General features: G+C 68.4%; 12 protein-coding genes and 1 pseudogene. 8 read left to right on the top strand and 5 right to left on the bottom strand.

Annotated elements, in window-relative coordinates:
• Nucleotides 1-61: 61 nt before the first annotated feature.
• From AB8P05_RS30905 to AB8P05_RS30890, 4 genes are all read right to left on the bottom strand, one after another.
• Nucleotides 62-1,216: a porin gene (locus AB8P05_RS30905; RefSeq protein WP_472761786.1), complete on the bottom strand. Its 1,155-nt coding sequence runs from the start codon at nucleotides 1,214-1,216 to the stop codon at nucleotides 62-64.
• 196 nt (nucleotides 1,217-1,412) lie between these two features.
• Complete coding sequence (locus AB8P05_RS30900; RefSeq protein ID WP_472761785.1) at nucleotides 1,413-2,993, bottom strand: aldehyde dehydrogenase (NADP(+)); 1,581 nt, start codon at nucleotides 2,991-2,993, stop codon at nucleotides 1,413-1,415.
• A gap of 201 nt (nucleotides 2,994-3,194) precedes the next feature.
• Nucleotides 3,195-4,121, bottom strand: coding sequence for a dihydrodipicolinate synthase family protein (locus AB8P05_RS30895; protein WP_472762012.1), 927 nt, complete (start codon nucleotides 4,119-4,121; stop codon nucleotides 3,195-3,197).
• A 35-nt stretch (nucleotides 4,122-4,156) separates the two neighbouring features.
• On the bottom strand, nucleotides 4,157-5,038 hold the full coding sequence (locus AB8P05_RS30890) for an SMP-30/gluconolactonase/LRE family protein (protein ID WP_472761784.1): 882 nt from the start codon (nucleotides 5,036-5,038) through the stop codon (nucleotides 4,157-4,159).
• 199 nt (nucleotides 5,039-5,237) lie between these two features.
• Here AB8P05_RS30890 and AB8P05_RS30885 point away from each other — a divergent pair, with 199 nt between their 5' ends.
• The 6 genes from AB8P05_RS30885 to AB8P05_RS30860 all read left to right on the top strand — a co-directional run bounded on the left by AB8P05_RS30885 (nucleotide 5,238) and on the right by AB8P05_RS30860 (nucleotide 13,187).
• Nucleotides 5,238-6,251 (top strand): LysR family transcriptional regulator, encoded by a 1,014-nt coding sequence (locus tag AB8P05_RS30885; protein WP_472761783.1) that lies wholly within the window; start codon nucleotides 5,238-5,240, stop codon nucleotides 6,249-6,251.
• Between the two features lie 118 nt (nucleotides 6,252-6,369).
• A complete protein-coding gene (gene chvE / locus AB8P05_RS30880; RefSeq protein ID WP_455175847.1) occupies nucleotides 6,370-7,458 on the top strand; it encodes a multiple monosaccharide ABC transporter substrate-binding protein in 1,089 nt (362 codons plus the stop codon).
• An 84-nt stretch (nucleotides 7,459-7,542) separates the two neighbouring features.
• On the top strand, nucleotides 7,543-9,123 hold the full coding sequence (mmsA, locus tag AB8P05_RS30875; protein ID WP_472761782.1) for a multiple monosaccharide ABC transporter ATP-binding protein: 1,581 nt from the start codon (nucleotides 7,543-7,545) through the stop codon (nucleotides 9,121-9,123).
• A complete protein-coding gene (gene mmsB / locus AB8P05_RS30870; protein ID WP_455175845.1) occupies nucleotides 9,120-10,319 on the top strand; it encodes a multiple monosaccharide ABC transporter permease in 1,200 nt (399 codons plus the stop codon). Before mmsA ends, mmsB begins: the two co-directional genes overlap by 4 nt.
• A 28-nt stretch (nucleotides 10,320-10,347) precedes the next feature.
• Complete coding sequence (locus AB8P05_RS30865) at nucleotides 10,348-11,286, top strand: Gfo/Idh/MocA family protein (protein WP_472761781.1); 939 nt, start codon at nucleotides 10,348-10,350, stop codon at nucleotides 11,284-11,286.
• Between the two features lie 170 nt (nucleotides 11,287-11,456).
• The gene (locus tag AB8P05_RS30860) at nucleotides 11,457-13,187 is read left to right on the top strand and encodes an IlvD/Edd family dehydratase (RefSeq protein ID WP_472761780.1); all 1,731 of its coding nucleotides are present in this window, start codon (nucleotides 11,457-11,459) and stop codon (nucleotides 13,185-13,187) included.
• A gap of 65 nt (nucleotides 13,188-13,252) precedes the next feature.
• Here AB8P05_RS30860 and AB8P05_RS30855 read toward each other — a convergent pair.
• Nucleotides 13,253-13,861 (bottom strand): annotated as a pseudogene (locus AB8P05_RS30855) (TetR/AcrR family transcriptional regulator); the annotation flags it as partial.
• A gap of 152 nt (nucleotides 13,862-14,013) precedes the next feature.
• Between AB8P05_RS30855 and AB8P05_RS30850 the strand changes: the two are divergent.
• Nucleotides 14,014-14,412, top strand: coding sequence for a RidA family protein (locus AB8P05_RS30850; RefSeq protein WP_455175841.1), 399 nt, complete (start codon nucleotides 14,014-14,016; stop codon nucleotides 14,410-14,412).
• A 312-nt stretch (nucleotides 14,413-14,724) separates the two neighbouring features.
• Nucleotides 14,725-16,212: a ribonuclease J gene (locus AB8P05_RS30845; protein ID WP_472761779.1), complete on the top strand. Its 1,488-nt coding sequence runs from the start codon at nucleotides 14,725-14,727 to the stop codon at nucleotides 16,210-16,212.
• Nucleotides 16,213-16,344: the final 132 nt, after the last annotated feature.

Here is a 16,344-nt window from a genome sequence, read left to right as displayed (position 1 = left end):
CGGCGCGAAGCCGAAGGAAGGCCCGGACGTCAGCGGGCCCCGAGGTCAGAAGGCCCCGACATCAGAAGGCGAGGTTCGTCTGGACCAGGAACATGTCGCCCTTGTCGCTGTTGGCGGCGACGTCGGAGCTGAGCTTGAAGTGGTTGTACTCCGGCCCGATGCTGAAGCCGGGCGCGACGACATAGCGGGCGCCGACGGTGATCAGCTCGAACTTGGTCCGGCCGCGCACGGTCAGGTCGCCGGCGTCCTTTGCGTTCAGATAGCCGACGCCGAGCGTCGCCGGTCCGAAGGTGTATTGCGCGCCGGCCGTCCACACGTCCTGCTTCTCGCGGCTGACGATGCCGGCGGTGCCGGACCGGGCATAGCCGCTGTCGCCCGACCAGGCATAGCTGCCGCCGACCTTCAGCCCGCCATAGGCCACCGTCAGGCCGGCATGGGTGGAGGACAGATCGTCGAAGCGCGCCGCCGTCAGGCTGGAGTTCTTGGCCTTACCGCCCAGGTAGAACAGGCTGGCGTTGACCGCCACGCCGCCGAAGTTGTTGGTGTAGGTGCCGCCGACCTCGTAGACGTCACGATAGGCGCCGGCGCGGTTGGCCGACGGCAGCGCCAGCTTGGACCGGTTGACGTCGGTGTTGCTGCTGTCGGATGCCGGCTGGTAGGAGGCGCCGAGCTTGAAGCCGGCGATCTCCGGGGTCCAGTAGGTGGCGCGGGTGGCGCTGTTGCCGGAGATCAGCGCGCGGATGTTGCCGATGGTGACCGGGGCGTTGGCGGCGCTGTTGCCGAGCCAGGAGGGGAAGGAGCCGTCGACGCCGCCGGTGCCCCAATCGGACGGGGCGATGATGCCGCTGTCGTCGCTGGGGCCGTTCTCCACGCCCAGATGCAGGGTGCCGAACCCACCGTTGACGAAGATGAAGGCGCGGTCGTTGGTGGTGGTGCGGACGTTGCCGGTGCCGTTCTCCACCAGCAGGCGCAGGCGGGCGCCGTATTCCAGCCCGTTGTCGGCCTTGGCCTTGGGCGTCACCAGCAGGCGCAGGCGGTTGCGGAACTCGGTGGAGCGCTGGCCGGCGTCGCGGTCCTGGTCGATGTAGCCGGCTTCGAAATAGGCGTCGCCGCCAAGCACCACGTCGAACTTCGACTGGGCCGAGGCCGGGGCGACCCCCAGCGCGGAGACGAGCGAAAGGGTGGCTGCGCCAAGCAGCAGAGCTGATCTCACCATCTGCGTTTCCTCTTGATACGGTTTGTTTTTGCTTACAAAGCCAATGTCGGGAGCGGTCCTCCGGCGATGCGCGGGCGCACGCCGTGCCCGACCGTCGGGCCCGGCGCGCGGCCGGACCCGACGGCTTGTCCTGCGTCAGCGCTCCCCCTGACGCAGCCTTTGCGGGTTGCTGGTGTCGGTCAGTCCTCTCCGGCGGTCAATCCCGCCCAAGCGTTCCGTCGATCCGCCGCCACAGACCCAGCGGATTGCCGTCGCGCAAGCTCTCCGGCAGCAGGTCGGCGGGGATGTCCTGGTAGCAGACCGGGCGCAGGAAACGGCGGATCGCCAGCGTGCCGACCGAGGTGCTGCGGGCGTCGGAGGTCGCCGGGAAGGGGCCGCCATGCACCATGGCGTGGCAGACCTCCACCCCCGTCGGCCAGCCGTTCGCCAGGATGCGGCCGGCCTTGCGCTCCAGCGTCGGGATCAGCGCCGCCACCGCGGCCTTGTCCTCCGCTTCCATCTGCACCGTCGCGGTCAGCTGTCCTTCCAGCTTTTCGGCCACCGCCTTCATCGCCGCGACATCCCCGCAGCGGATCAGCAGGGAGGCGGCGCCGAACACCTCCTCCTGCAGCTCCGTGTCGGCGAGGAAGGCGTCCGCCGTGGTGGTGAAGAAGGCCGCCTGCGCCTGGTTCGGCCCGCTGCAGGCCATGCCGCGCGCCAGCGTGGTCACCTCGCCGCTGCCGGCCAGCTTGGCGACGCCGGCATCATAGGCGGCGTGGATGCCGGGCGTCAGCATGGTGGACGCAGCACTGCCGCCCAGCGCCTCCACCGCCGTCGCGACGAACCGGTCGAGATCCGGCCCCTCGACGCCCAGCAGGATGCCGGGATTGGTGCAGAACTGCCCCGCTCCCATGGTCAGCGAGGCGACGAAGCCCTTGCCCAGCGCATCGGCGCGCGAGGCCAGCGCCGCCGGCATCAGGAAGACCGGGTTGATGCTGCTCATCTCGGCATAGACCGGGATCGGCTCCGCCCGCCTGGACGCCACCTCCATCAGCGCCAGCCCGCCGCGACGGGAGCCGGTGAAGCCGACCGCCTTGATGCGCGGATCGGCGACCAGCGCCGTGCCGATCTCGTTGCCGGTGCCGAACAGCAGGGAGAACACCCCCTCCGGCAGCCCGCAGGAGGCGACCGCCGCCCGGATGGCCCGGCCGACCAGTTCCGAGGTGCCGGGATGGGCGCCATGGCCCTTCACCACCACTGGACAGCCGGCAGCGAAGGCCGAGGCGGTGTCGCCGCCGGCCACCGAGAAGGCGAGCGGGAAGTTCGACGCGCCGAACACCGCGACCGGCCCCAGCGGGATGTGGCGCTGGCGGATGTCGGGGCGGGGCAGCGGTGCGCGCGCCGGCATGGCCGGGTCGATGCGCGCCTCGATCCAGCTGCCTTCGCGCACGACTTGGGCGAACAGGCGAAGCTGACCAACGGTGCGTCCGCGCTCGCCCTCCAGCCGGGGGCGCGGCAGGCCGCTTTCCGCCATGGCGCGGACGATCAGGTCGTCGCCGATGTCGAGGATGTTCTGGGCGACGGCCTCCAGGAAGGCGGCGCGCTGCTCCGGGCCGGTCTCGCGGAAGGCGTCGAAGGCGGCCCAGGCGAGGGCGCAGGCGCGCTCCACCTCCGCCGCGCCGCCGCCGCCGAAGGCGGGCTCCAGCGCCTCGCCGGTGGCGGGGTCGACGGCGCGGAACTCGCCCTCGCCGCCGCGGTGGGCGCTGGCGCCGATCAGCATCTCGCCGGTGATGGTCATGTGGGTCTCCTTGTTGGGAGGGGGTCGGCTGGCGATGCCCCCACCCCGACCCTCCCCGCTCTCAGCGGACCTACGGTCCGCCTGCCGCGTCAGCACAAAGCGAAGCTTTGTGCGAGAGCTGGGCGGGAGGGGGTAAGTGCTTATGCGGAAAAGCGGCGGCAGTCCCTCCCCGCCCAGCGGGGGAGGGTTAGGGTGGGGGGTCTAGCGCCCCCAGCGCAGCACCAGCGGATCGAGCCGCCGCGCCGCGTCCAGCAACCCGTCGCGGCTCATCGGATGCGGGCTGGCCATCGGGTGACGCATCGCGTCGGATTTGATGACACCGCCCTCCTTCATCAGGATCTTCGCGGTGGCGATGCCGCACTGGCGGTTCTCGTGGTTGATCAGCGGCAGCCAGCGCCCATAGGCCGCCACCGCCGCCTCGCGGTCTCCCGCCAGATACGGATCGATGATCTGCCGGATGCCGTCGGGATAGCCGCCGCCGGTCATCGCCCCCGTCGCCCCGGCGTCGAGGTCGGCCAGCAGGGTGATCGCCTCCTCGCCGTCCCAAGGGCCTTCGATGGCGTCGCCGCCCAGCTCGATCAGCGTGCGCAGCTTGGCCGCCGCCTGCGGCACCTCGATCTTGAAGTAGGAGACCTGCGCGATCTCCCGCGCCATCCGCGCCAGCAGGGGTGCCGACAGCGGGGTGCCGCTGACCGGCGCGTCCTGGATCATGATCGGGATGTCGATGGCGTCCGACACCCGCTGGAAGAACTCGACGATGCCGGCCTCCGGCACGCGGATGGTGGCGCCGTGGTAGGGCGGCATCACCATCACCATCGCGGCGCCGAGATCCTGGGCGCGTCGGCTGCGCTCGGCACAGGCACGGGTGCTGAAATGGGTGGTGGTGACGATCACCGGCACCCGCCCGGCGACATGGGCCAGCATCGTCTCCATCAGCACCGTGCGCTCGTCGTCGGTCAGCACGAACTGTTCGGAGAAGTTGGCGAGGATGCACAGGCCGGTGGAGCCGGCGTCGATCATGAAGTCGACGCAGCGCTTCTGGCCGTCGAGGTCCAGCTCTCCCGATTCGGTGAAGATGGTGGGGACGACTGGGAAGACGCCGCGGTACGGGCGGGCGCTGGTCGGCATGGCGGTGGAATCCTTCATCGAAATATCTTCGAGGCTCAGCGCGGCGGGGAACCGAACCGTCCGGGCGGCAGGCCGCGGACGTCGGGGTCGCACTCGAACAGCGCCCCGGCCAGCGGCTCCTCGGGCCGGCCGTGCGCCGCGGTGGTGATGAACAGCCGGTCGAGATTCGGACCGGCGAAGACGCAGGAGGTGACGCGGGAGACCGGCAGCGCGATGGCGCGGTCCAGCGTGCCGTCAGGGCGGAAGCGGCTGACGCGGCCGCCGTCCCAGTGGGCGACCCACAGGCACCCCTCGGCATCGCAGGTCATGCCGTCGGGATAACCGTCGGCCTCGCCGAAGCGGATGTGGACGCGCTTGCCGGACAGACTGCCGTCGGCGCCGACGTCGAAGGCATGGATCGTCCGCGCCGCGCTGTCGGTGTGGTAGATCGTCCGCCCGTCAGGCGACAGCGCCGGCCCGTTGGCGACGGTGTAGCCCTCGTCAACCTTCGTGACGGCTCCGTCGGGATCGATGCGGTAGAAGCTGCCGGCCGGCGCCTCCTCCGCATCGTCCATGCTGCCGACCCACAGCCGGCCCCTGGCGTCGGCCTTGCCGTCGTTCAGCCGGTTGCCCGGCCGGTCCGGCTCGATCCACGCCAGCTCTTCGGCGATGACCGCTTGACCAGGCTCCAGCAGCAGGCGGACCACGCGGCGGGAACGCAGGCCGGCGATGAAGCCGTTGCCATCGGCGCTCTCCACCAGCCAACAGGCGGCGTCGTCAAGCTCCCACACCGCCTGCGCCCCGTCGGCCAAGCCGTGGCGCAGGATGCGGGATCCGCGGATGTCGACGAAGTAGACGGCATCCTGCCGCGGAGACCAGAGCGGCCCCTCCCCCAGCAGCGCCCGGGCCTGCCAGACGCAACGCGCTTCCTGCGCCATGCCGCTACACTCCCCCTCGCACCCGGTGGCTGCCCGTTTCAGCATGTGCGTCGGCAGCCATTTCAAAATTTGTTGACGACCCGAACGATAAGGGGCCTCTTGATAATCGTCCAATACGAAGATGGGCGTTTGCGATACCAAATGTCGTATCCCGGCATCCCATAGCCCGGTGACGGCGCCCGACCGGAGGCAACCACCCGTGACCCCCCAGCGCTTCCCCCCGAACTGGTTCCAGAAGGCCCGGCTGAAGCTGCGCCATCTCCAGCTGTTCGCGGCGCTCGACGAACACCGCAACCTGCACCGGGCCGCCGCCAGCCTGAACATGTCGCAGCCGGCGGCCTCCAAGCTGCTGGGCGACCTGGAGGAAACCCTGGGGATCGAGCTGTTCGACCGCCACGGCCGCGGGATCGAGCCGAACTGGTACGGCAGCCTCATGATCCGCCACGCCCGGATGATCCTCAGCGAACTGCAGGAGACGGGGGAGGAGCTGAACGCGCTGCTGGCCGGGCACAGCGGCCGGGTGTCGGTCGGCACGGTGATGGCCCCGGCGGTGGAACTGGTGGTGCCGGTCATCAGCAGCCTGACCCGCGAGCATCCCGGCCTGAAGATCGCCGTGGCGGTGGAGACCAGCGACGTGCTGGCCGAACGGGTGCATCAGGGGGTGATGGATTTCGCCATCGGCCGGCTGCCCGGCCATCTCGACCCCACCGCCTTCGAATACCAGGAGATCAGCAGCGAGGAGCTGTGCTTCGTCTGCCGCGCCGGCAACCCGCTAATGCAACTCAGCCGCCCGCTGACCGCCGCCGACCTGTCGGACGCCACCTGGATCCTGCAGCCCGTCGGCACGCTGCTGCGCGACCGGGTGGAGGCGCTGTTCCGCGCCGAGGGCGCCCGGCTGCCGCACAAGGTGATCGAAAGCGCGTCGCCGGTCATCTCGATGGCGATGGTGGCGGAGACCGACTCCATTACCGTCTTCGCCCGCGCGCTCGCCCAGGTGTTCACGCCCGGCGGCGGTTACGCCATCATGCCCTTCCACAAGCATTTCAGCGTGGAACCCTACGGCATCTTCTGGCTGAAGGACCGGCCGCTGTCCCCCGGCGCCCGCACCGTTCTGTCGGCGGTGCGTGCGGCGTCGGAACGCAAGATGCGCCAACTGGCGGAACCGCCCGCCGATATCGAAATGCATATCGGTTTGCTGAATAATCGTATTTGACAGTTATGGGAAAACGGAGGATTGCTAGGGACACAAACCATCGCGCCCCATGCCGTCCGCGATACCGAACGTGGGGACTGCGAAGCGCGTGCCGTATAAACGGGGAGGATTCCGGTCCATGTCGTCTCCTAAGCGTTCTTCCGTCACCTCGAAGCTCGCCGGCCTCGCCGTCGGCCTGCTGATCGCCACCGGTGCCGCCGCCCCGGCGATGGCGCAGGGCAAGCCGACCGTCGGCATCGCCATGCCGACCAAGTCGTCGGCGCGCTGGATCGACGACGGCAACAACATGGTCAAGTATTTCCAGGAAAAGGGATACAAGACCGACCTGCAATATGCCGAGGACGACATCCCCAACCAGCTCGCCCAGATCGAGAACATGGTCACCAAGAACAACAAGGTTCTGGTGATCGCCGCCATCGACGGGACGACGCTGACCGACGTTCTGCAGAAGGCGGCGGAACAGGGCGTGAAGGTCATCGCCTACGACCGCCTGATCCGCGGGTCCGCCAACGTCGACTACTATGCCACCTTCGACAATTTCCAGGTCGGCGTGCTGCAGGCCGCCTACATCGAAAAGGCCCTCGGCCTGAAGGAGGGCAAGGGCCCCTTCAACATCGAGCTGTTCGGCGGCTCTCCCGACGACAACAACGCCTATTTCTTCTACAACGGCGCCATGTCGGTGCTGCAGCCCTACATCGACAGCGGCAAGCTGAAGGTCGGCAGCGGCCAGGTCGGCATGGACAAGGTGTCGACCCTGCGCTGGGACGGCGCGGTCGCCCAGTCCCGCATGGACAATCTGCTGAGCGCCTATTACGGCAACAAGAAGCTGGACGCCGTGCTGTCGCCCTATGACGGCATCAGCATCGGCATCATCTCCTCGCTGAAGGGCGTCGGCTACGGCACCCCGCAGCAGCCGATGCCGGTCGTCACCGGCCAGGACGCCGAGATCCCGTCGGTCAAGTCCATCCTGGCGGGCGAGCAGCGCTCCACCGTCTTCAAGGACACCCGCGAACTGGCGAAGGTGACGGTGGGCATGGTCGACGACCTGCTGGCCGGGCGCACCCCGCAGGTCAACGACACCAAGACCTACGACAACGGCAAGAAGGTCGTCCCCTCCTATCTGCTGAAGCCGGTCAGCGTCGACGCCACGAACTGGAAGCAGGTCCTGGTCGACGGCGGCTACTACAAGGAATCGCAGATCAAGTGAGTGAACGGCGCCGGAGCGGATGCCCTCGGGCGTTCCGTTCCGGCGCTCCGCCGGACCATGCAGGCGGGCGATCGGGGGTTTTCCATGGACAGCATTCTTGAGATGCGCGGCATCACCAAGACGTTTCCGGGCGTCAAGGCGCTCGACGACGTCAACCTCTCGGTCCGCGAGGGGGAGATCCACGCGCTGATCGGCGAGAACGGCGCCGGCAAATCGACGCTGATGAAGGTGCTGAGCGGCGTCTACCCGCACGGGACCTATGACGGCGAGATCCGCTTCCGCGGCCAGCCCGTCGCCTTCCGCGGCATCGCCGACAGCGAGAAGCTGGGCATCATCATCATCCACCAGGAACTGGCGCTGGTCCCGCTGCTGTCGATCACCGAGAACCTGTTCCTCGGCAACGAGCAGGCGAAACGTGGTGTCATCGACTGGGTCGCCGCCACCGCCCGCGCCCGTGACCTGCTGCGCATGGTCGGGCTGACGGATTCGCCGGAGACCCTCATCACCGACATCGGCGTCGGCAAGCAGCAGCTGGTGGAGATCGCCAAGGCCCTGTCCAAGCAGGTCAAGCTGCTGATCCTGGACGAGCCGACGGCCAGCCTGAACGAAAGCGACAGCGACGCCCTGCTGGCCCTGCTGCTGCGCTTCAAGGAACAGGGCATCTCCTCCATCCTGATCTCGCACAAGCTGAACGAGATCGCCAAGGTCGCCGACCGCGTCACCATCCTGCGCGACGGCACCACGGTGGAGACGCTGGACTGCCACGACGGCCCGATCAGCCAGGATCGCATCATCAAGGGCATGGTCGGCCGCGACCTTGCCGACCGCTATCCGCGCCGCGCCAGCAACCCCGGCGACATCCTGTTCGAAGTGAAGGGCTGGAGCGCCGACCACCCCATCCATCCCGGCCGCCGCGTGGTGAAGGACGTCGACCTGCATGTCCGCCGGGGCGAGGTGGTGGGCATCGCCGGCCTGATGGGCGCCGGCCGCACCGAATTCGCCATGAGCCTGTTCGGCCGCAGCTATGGCCGCAACATCCGCGGGCAAGCCTTCCTCGGCGGGCGCGAGATCGACGTGTCGACCATCGCCAAGGCGATGGGCAACGGCCTCGCCTATGCCACGGAGGACCGCAAGCATTACGGGCTCGTGCTGGACAACGACATCCGCCACAACGTGACGCTGGCCAACCTGGACGGCGTCGCCAAGCGCGGCGTCATCCACCATGAGCGCGAGATCGAGGTCGCCAACGACTTCCGCCGCCGCCTGCGCATCCGCTGTTCGGACGTGTTCCAGCAGACGGTCAACCTGTCCGGCGGCAACCAGCAGAAGGTCGTGCTCAGCAAATGGCTGTTCGCCGACCCGCAGGTGCTGATCCTGGACGAGCCGACGCGCGGCATCGACGTCGGCGCCAAATATGAAATCTACACCATCGTCAACCAGCTGGTGGCCGAAGGCCGCGGCGTCATCCTGATCTCGTCGGAACTGCCGGAGCTGCTGGGCGTCGCCGACCGCATCTATGTGATGAACGAAGGCGCGCTGGTCGCCGAGATGCCGGCGGCCGAGGCCAGCCAGGAAAAGATCATGCACGCCATCATGTCGTCAGCCTCGAAGTCCACGGCAGCGCGCGCCGCCGTCGCCGCTGCCGCCCGGGAGTCCCTGCAATGAGCGCCGAACTGAACCTTCCGGCCGCCCCGCCGCGCCAGGCCTCCATGGCCAAGTTCCTGAAGAGCCACATGCGCGATTACGGCATGCTGATCTCGCTGCTGGCGATCGTGGCCTTCTTCCAGTTCATGACCGACGGCACGCTTCTGCAGCCGCTGAACCTGACCAACCTCGTCCTGCAGAACAGCTACATCGTCATCATGGCGCTGGGCATGCTGCTGGTGATCGTCGCCGGGCACATCGACCTGTCGGTGGGCTCCATCGTCGGCTTCATCGGCGCGCTGGCCGCCATCCTGATGGTGCAGTTCCAGCTGCATTTCATCCCCACCGCCATCCTCTGCCTGCTGGCCGGGGCCGCCATCGGCGCGGCACAAGGGTACTGGGTCGCCTATTTCCGCATCCCGTCCTTCATCGTGACGCTGGCCGGCATGCTGGTCTTCCGCGGCCTCAGCCTCGCCCTGCTCGCCGGCCAGTCGGTCGGCCCCTTCCCGGTGGAGTTCCAGCGCCTCAGCTCCGGCTTCATCCCGGACGTCTTCGGGACGGCCGGCTTCCACACCACCACGCTTCTGCTGTGCCTGGTGACGCCGGCGGTCATCATCGGCCTCAGCGTCGCCGCCCGCATCCGCCGCCAGCGCTTCGCCATCGAACAGGAGCCGCTGCCGCTGTTCCTGCTGAAGAGCGCCGGGCTGTTCGCGGCGGTCGCCTACATCGGCATGCTGCTGGCCTCCTACAAAGGGCTGCCGAACGTCCTCATCATCATGGCGCTGCTGATCGGCCTCTACGCCTTCGTCACCCGCGACACCACCATCGGCCGGCGCGTCTACGCGCTGGGCGGCAACGAGAAGGCCGCCAAGCTGTCGGGCATCGACACCCGCCGCCTGTCCTTCTACACCTTCGTCAACATGGGCGTGCTGGCCGCACTCGCCGGCCTGATCTTCGCCGCCCGCCTGAACACCGCCACGCCGAAGGCCGGCGTGTCCTTCGAGCTGGACGTGATCGCGGCCTGCTTCATCGGCGGCGCCTCGGCCTCCGGCGGTGTCGGCCGGGTGACCGGTGCGGTGATCGGCGCCTTCATCATGGGCGTGATGAACAACGGCATGTCGATCCTCGGCATCGGCATCGACTGGCAACAGGTCATCAAGGGTCTGGTGCTGCTCGCCGCCGTCTGCTTCGACGTCTACAACAAGGGCAAGGCCTGAGGCCTGCCGCCCCGACCGGACAACCGCCATGACGCTCCCCACCCTCGGCCTCGTCGGTCTGGGAAAGATCGCCCGCGACCAGCACATCCCGGCCATTGCCGCCACCGGCCTGTTCGAATTGGCCGCCGTGGTCAGCCCGGACGGCGCCACCGCGGACGGCGTGCCGACCTTCCGCTCCCAGGCTTCGATGCTGGCGGCCCTGCCCGGCCTCGACGCCGTGGCGCTCTGCACCCCGCCCGCCGTCCGCCACGGCCTGACGGTGGAGGCTCTGCGCGCCGGCTGCCATGTGCTGATCGAGAAGCCGCCCGCCGCCACCCTGTCGGAGCTTCACGATCTGGTGGCGGAGGCGGACTCCGCCCGCCGCACCCTGTTCACCGCCTGGCATTCGCAGTTCAATCCGGCGGTGGAGGAAACCCGCCGCCGCCTCACCGACGCCAACATCCGCAGCGTCGCCATCACCTGGAAGGAGGATGTCCGGCGCTGGCATCCGGGCCAGGACTGGATCTTCGCGGCCGGCGGCTTCGGCGTGTTCGATCCCGGCATCAACGCCCTGTCGATCCTGACCGATATCCTGCCGGCCCCGGTCTTCGTCCGCGCCGCCGACCTGCATGTCCCGGCCAACCGCGACACGCCGATCGCCGCAACGCTGGAGATGTCGGCCGCCCCCGGCTCCCGCATCGGCCGCGTCACCGCCGACTTCGACTTCCTCCAGCAGGGCGAGCAGACCTGGTCCATCGTGATCGAGACCGAGGACGGACGCCTCGACCTCACCCATGGCGGCACCCGCCTGACGGTGGACGGCGCGCATGTGCTGGCCGAGCCCGACACCGAATACCAGCGCATCTATCGCCATTTCCACCGGTTGATAGGCAAGGGGGCGAGCGACGTCGATGCCCGCCCGCTGTCGCTGGTCGCCGACGCCTGCATGGTCGGGCGCTGGCACCGCACCGACGCCTTCGACTGGTAAACGCCACCGCCGCGACGCACCCCCAACTCCGGCGCCGCCGATCCGGCCCGCGCCCCAACCTGAAACCGGTGTCGATATGACCGATACGAAGCCCCCTTCCCCCCAATTCCTCCGATACAGGGCGTCGGCTGCGGTCGCGCGCGTGGTTCGACAACCCCGCCAACCCCGACATGACCGCGCTCTACCTGGAGCGCTACCTGAATTTCGGCCTGACGCGGGAGGAACTGCAGTCCGGCGCCCCGATCATCGGCATCGCCCAGACCGGATCCGACCTCAGCCCCTGCAACCGCCACCATCTGGTGCTGGCCGAACGGCTGCGCGAGGGCATCCGCACCGCCGGCGGCATCGCCATCGAGTTCCCGGTCCACCCGATCCAGGAGACCGGCAAGCGCCCGACCGCCTCCATCGACCGCAACCTCGCCTATCTCGGCCTCGTCGAGGTGCTGCACGGCTATCCGCTGGACGGCGTGGTGCTGACCATCGGCTGCGACAAGACCACCCCGGCCTGCCTTATGGCCGCCGCTACCGTCAACATCCCGGCCATCGCCCTGTCGGTCGGCCCGATGCTGAACGGCTGGTTCCGCGGCGAGCGCACCGGTTCCGGCACCATCGTGTGGAAGGCCCGCCAGATGATGGCCGCCGGCGAGATCGACTATCAGGGCTTCATCGAGTTGGTGGCGTCTTCCGCCCCCTCGACCGGCTACTGCAACACGATGGGCACCGCCTCCACCATGAATTCTCTGGCGGAGGTGCTGGGCATGCAGCTTCCGGGCTCCGCCGCCATTCCCGCTCCCTACCGCGAGCGCCAGCAGGCCGCCTATGAGACCGGCAAGCGCATCGTCGAGATGGTGCGCCAGGACATCAAGCCGTCCGACATCCTGACCCGCGACGCCTTCCTCAACGCCATCGTGGTCAACTCCGCCATCGGCGGTTCGACCAACGCGCCGATCCACATCAACGCCATCGCCAAGCACATCGGCGTGCCGCTGACGGTGGACGATTGGCAGACCCACGGGCTGGGCGTGCCGCTGCTGGTCAACCTGCAGCCGGCCGGCGAATATCTGGGCGAGGACTTCCACCGCGCCGGCGGCGTGCCGGCGGTGGTGTCGCAGCTGATGCGCCAGGGCCTGATCCGCGAGGACGCGCCCAACGTCAACGGCCGGACCATCGGCGAGAACTGCCGCAACACCGAGATCCTCGATACCCGCGTCATCCACCCGATCGACGACCCGCTGAAGATCAACGCCGGTTTCGTCGTGCTGCGCGGCAATCTGTTCAACGCCGCCATCATGAAGACCAGCGTGATCTCCGACGAGTTCCGCGAGCGCTACCTGTCCAATCCCAGCGATCCGGAGGCGTTCGAGGGCAAGGTCGTCGTCTTCGACGGGCCGGAGGACTACCATCACCGCATCGACGACCCTGACCTGGGCATCGACGCCTACACCATCCTGGTCATCCGCGGCGCCGGCCCCATCGGCTATCCGGGTGCTGCGGAGGTGGTGAACATGCGTCCGCCCGCGAACCTGATCAAGCAGGGCGTCCATTCCCTGCCCTGCATCGGCGACGGGCGGCAGTCCGGCACCTCGGGGTCGCCGTCCATCCTCAACGCCTCGCCGGAGGCGGCGGCCGGCGGCAACCTCGGCCTTCTGCGCACCGGCGACCGGGTTCGGATCGACCTGCGCCGCGGCAGCGCCGACATCCTGATCTCCGAAGCAGAGCTTGCCGACCGCAAGGCATCCCTGGAAGCCGCTGGCGGCTACCCCGCCCCGCCGTCGCAGACGCCGTGGCAGGAAATCCAGCGCGGCATCGTCGACCAGCTGGACGAGGGCATGGTCCTGAAGCCGGCGGTCAAGTACCAGCGCGTCGCGCAGACGATGGGGATCCCGCGCGACAACCATTGACCGCCGCAATGCCGGGGTGCCCGCGGCAGCGTCGCGGGCTTCCGGTTTCCGCGCCGGTCATCGGCCGGGGTGGCCAGCAGCCCCCCGGCCAGCATCCGGAACGCCTCGACCGCCTTGGCCAGCACCTCCTGCGGCCGGTCGCTGGCCGCGACCCAGAGCGCGGCATTCAGCGCCGCACCGTTCAGAAGCCGGGCGGCCGCTTCGGCATCCACCGGCTTGACGATGCCTTGCGCGATCAGCCCCGTCACCGTGTCCAGGGTCGCCTGGAGGCAACTGTTCTGGCTCGGCCATTGCGACGGATCGCCCAGGACCGCCGGTCCGTCGAGCAGCACGATGCGCTGGACCTCGGGCTCCAGCGCCATCTCGATATAGGCGACACCCTCCGCCAGCAGCCCTTCCCAGCCGTCGCCCGCCCGGCTGCCGATCGCGCGCGCGCGGGTCGCCATCTCGCCGTCGATCTGGTCGACCACCGCCTGCAGAAGGCCCCGTTTGTCGCCGAAATTGTGGTAGAGCGCCCCGCGCGTCAGACCCGCCTCCGCCGTCAGTTCATCCATCGACGCGGCCGCATAGCCCTTCTCCGCAAAGGCCTTGCGCGCGGACCCGATCAGCTTGGCGCGGGTCTCCTCCATCATCTCGGCGCGTTTCTTTCCGGCCACGGTCTTTTCTCCTGACATACGTATCGTATGTGAGTTGACATACGGAGCGTATGTGTGCTGTCATTCACATACGAGGCGTATATCAAACCATGCCTCGATTGTGAAGCCCGACGCAGGGCGTGGCGGCTCGGCCCGAGATCGCCCGCCCATCAGCAAGAAGGAAGACTCCAATGGCTCGACGCGAGGCCATCGTTCCGGCAAGCCGGCACGCGCTCTATGAGAATCACCGCTACTCGGCGGCAATCCGCTCGGGCGACCTGCTGTTCGTTTCGGGGCAGGTCGGCAGCCGCGCGGACGGTTCGCCGGAACCCGATTTCGAGAAGCAGGTGCAGCTGGCTTTCGAAAACCTCATGAACGTCCTCAAGACCGCCGGCTGCACGCTCGACGATGTCGTGGACGTCACCACCTTCCACACCGACCCGGCCAACCAGATCGAGACCGTCATGGCCGTGCGCAACAAGGTCATCGGCGATCCGCCCTATCCCAACTGGACGGCGGTGGGAGTGACCTGGCTGGCCGGCTTCGATTTCGAGATCAAGGTCATCGCCCGTATTCCCGAAGCCGCCTGATCGGTCGACGGCCCGGTTCGGCCCTTGTCCGCTTCCGGGCCTCGCTTCCCGCCCGCGCATCCCAGCAATGCCCCACCATTTCGTGTGACTTTTTACGCGCGCCCTTGACGTCAGCCTCCCTTTGCCCACATAAGCCCTCACGAAACATTCGCACCCCAGCCGTCCGACGGCCGCCGCACGGCGCCTCCGGCCGGGTCCCTCCCACACCGAGATCCGCATCGACGAGCGATGCACGCCCGTCCGGCAGCGTCGAATGCCGGCTTATGTGAGACGTACGACAGAGGCATGACGTTTGATTCAAGGCGGCGCCGGATGGCGCCGAACAACCGCGCACGCAACCAGCGTCCGCGTGATGACTTCGACGGCTCCCGCCCGACGGCCAACACGGTCCATGGCGGCGGCCCCACCGGCCCGGTTCCGGGCAAGGACGAGATCCTGTTCCTTCCGCTGGGCGGCTGTTCCCGCATCGGCATGAACATGGCGCTCTACGGTCATGCCGGCAAATGGCTGATCGTGGACGCTGGCGTCGCCTTCGTCGGCGACGAATTGCCCGGCATCGACAGCCTGATGGCCGATCCGACCTTCATCGAGGAGCGGATGCAGGACGTCGTCGGGCTGGTGGTGACCCACGCGCACGAGGACCATATCGGCGCGATCCACCATCTGTGGCCGCGCCTGCGCTGCCCGATCTATGCCAGCCCCTTCGCCTCGCACATCATCCGCGACCGGCTGAAGGAAAAGGGCGCCCACCGGGCCGCCAAGGTGCAGACCTTCGACATCGGCGACACGCTGACCATCGGTCCCTTCCGGATCGAGACCATCGCCGTCACCCATTCGATCCCCGAACCGATGTCGCTGGCGATCCGCACGGCGGCCGGCACGGTGCTGCACACCGGCGACTGGAAGTTCGATCCCGATCCGCTGATCGGCCGGACCACCGACGTCGCCGCGCTGAAGCGCCTGGGCGACGAGGGGCTGCTCGCCATGATGTGCGACAGCACCAACGCCGACGTCCCCGGCTCCACCGGATCGGAAGCCGACGCCCGCGCCGGCCTGATCGGCGCCTTCGCCAACCGGTCGGGCGCCATCGCGGTGACCGGCTTCGCCTCCAACGTCGCCCGCATGACCGCGGTGGCGGAAGCGGCGGCGGCGGTCGGGCGCAAGGTGGTTCTGGTCGGCCGCTCCATGCTGCGCATGGAAAAGGCGGCACAAGCCTGCGGCTATCTCGACCATGTGCCGGACTTCATGGATGTCCGCGAGGCGTCCTGGACCCCGCGCGAGAATCTGGTGTTCCTGTGCACCGGCAGCCAGGGCGAGGAACGGGCGGCACTCAGCCGTCTGGCCCGCAACGAGCACCGCGACCTGTGGCTGGAAGAGGGCGACACCGTCATCTTCTCCGCCCGCGCCATCCCCGGCAACGAGGAGGCGCTGGCCGAAATCCACGAGCATCTGCGCGGCATGGGTGTCGAGATCGTCACCCCGGCCGATGCGCCGGTCCATGTCTCCGGCCACCCGAAGCGCGACGACCTTGCCCGCATGTACGGGCTGGTCCGCCCGCGCTTCGCCGTTCCGGTCCACGGCACCATCGAGCATATGGAAGCCCATGCCCGCCTCGCCCGCGCCTGCGGCGTCGAGCGCGCCCTGGTGCCGGAGGATGGCGACATCCTGCGCATCGCCAAGGAAGGCACCCGCGTGATCGGCCGCATCGAGCCCAAGCGCCTCGCCAACACCGGCCGGGAGCTGATTCCCTGGGTTCCGCCGGTGGCGGTGGACGCGGAGGATGAGCGCGTCGCGGCCTGACCTCCTGACCGGACCGGAAAAGAACGCCCCGCATCACCCGATGCGGGGCGTTTTTCGTTTCTGCACGAATGAAAGTGGGTGGGAGTGGCTTGCGCATTGCATACTCCGGTGCGTCTTCTGTCCCACGGAGTG

It is taken from the genome of Azospirillum sp. VT-I1, assembly GCF_055698305.1.
Note: the sequence above shows the minus strand (reverse complement) of the source record. Positions and strands in the feature narration are given on the sequence as shown.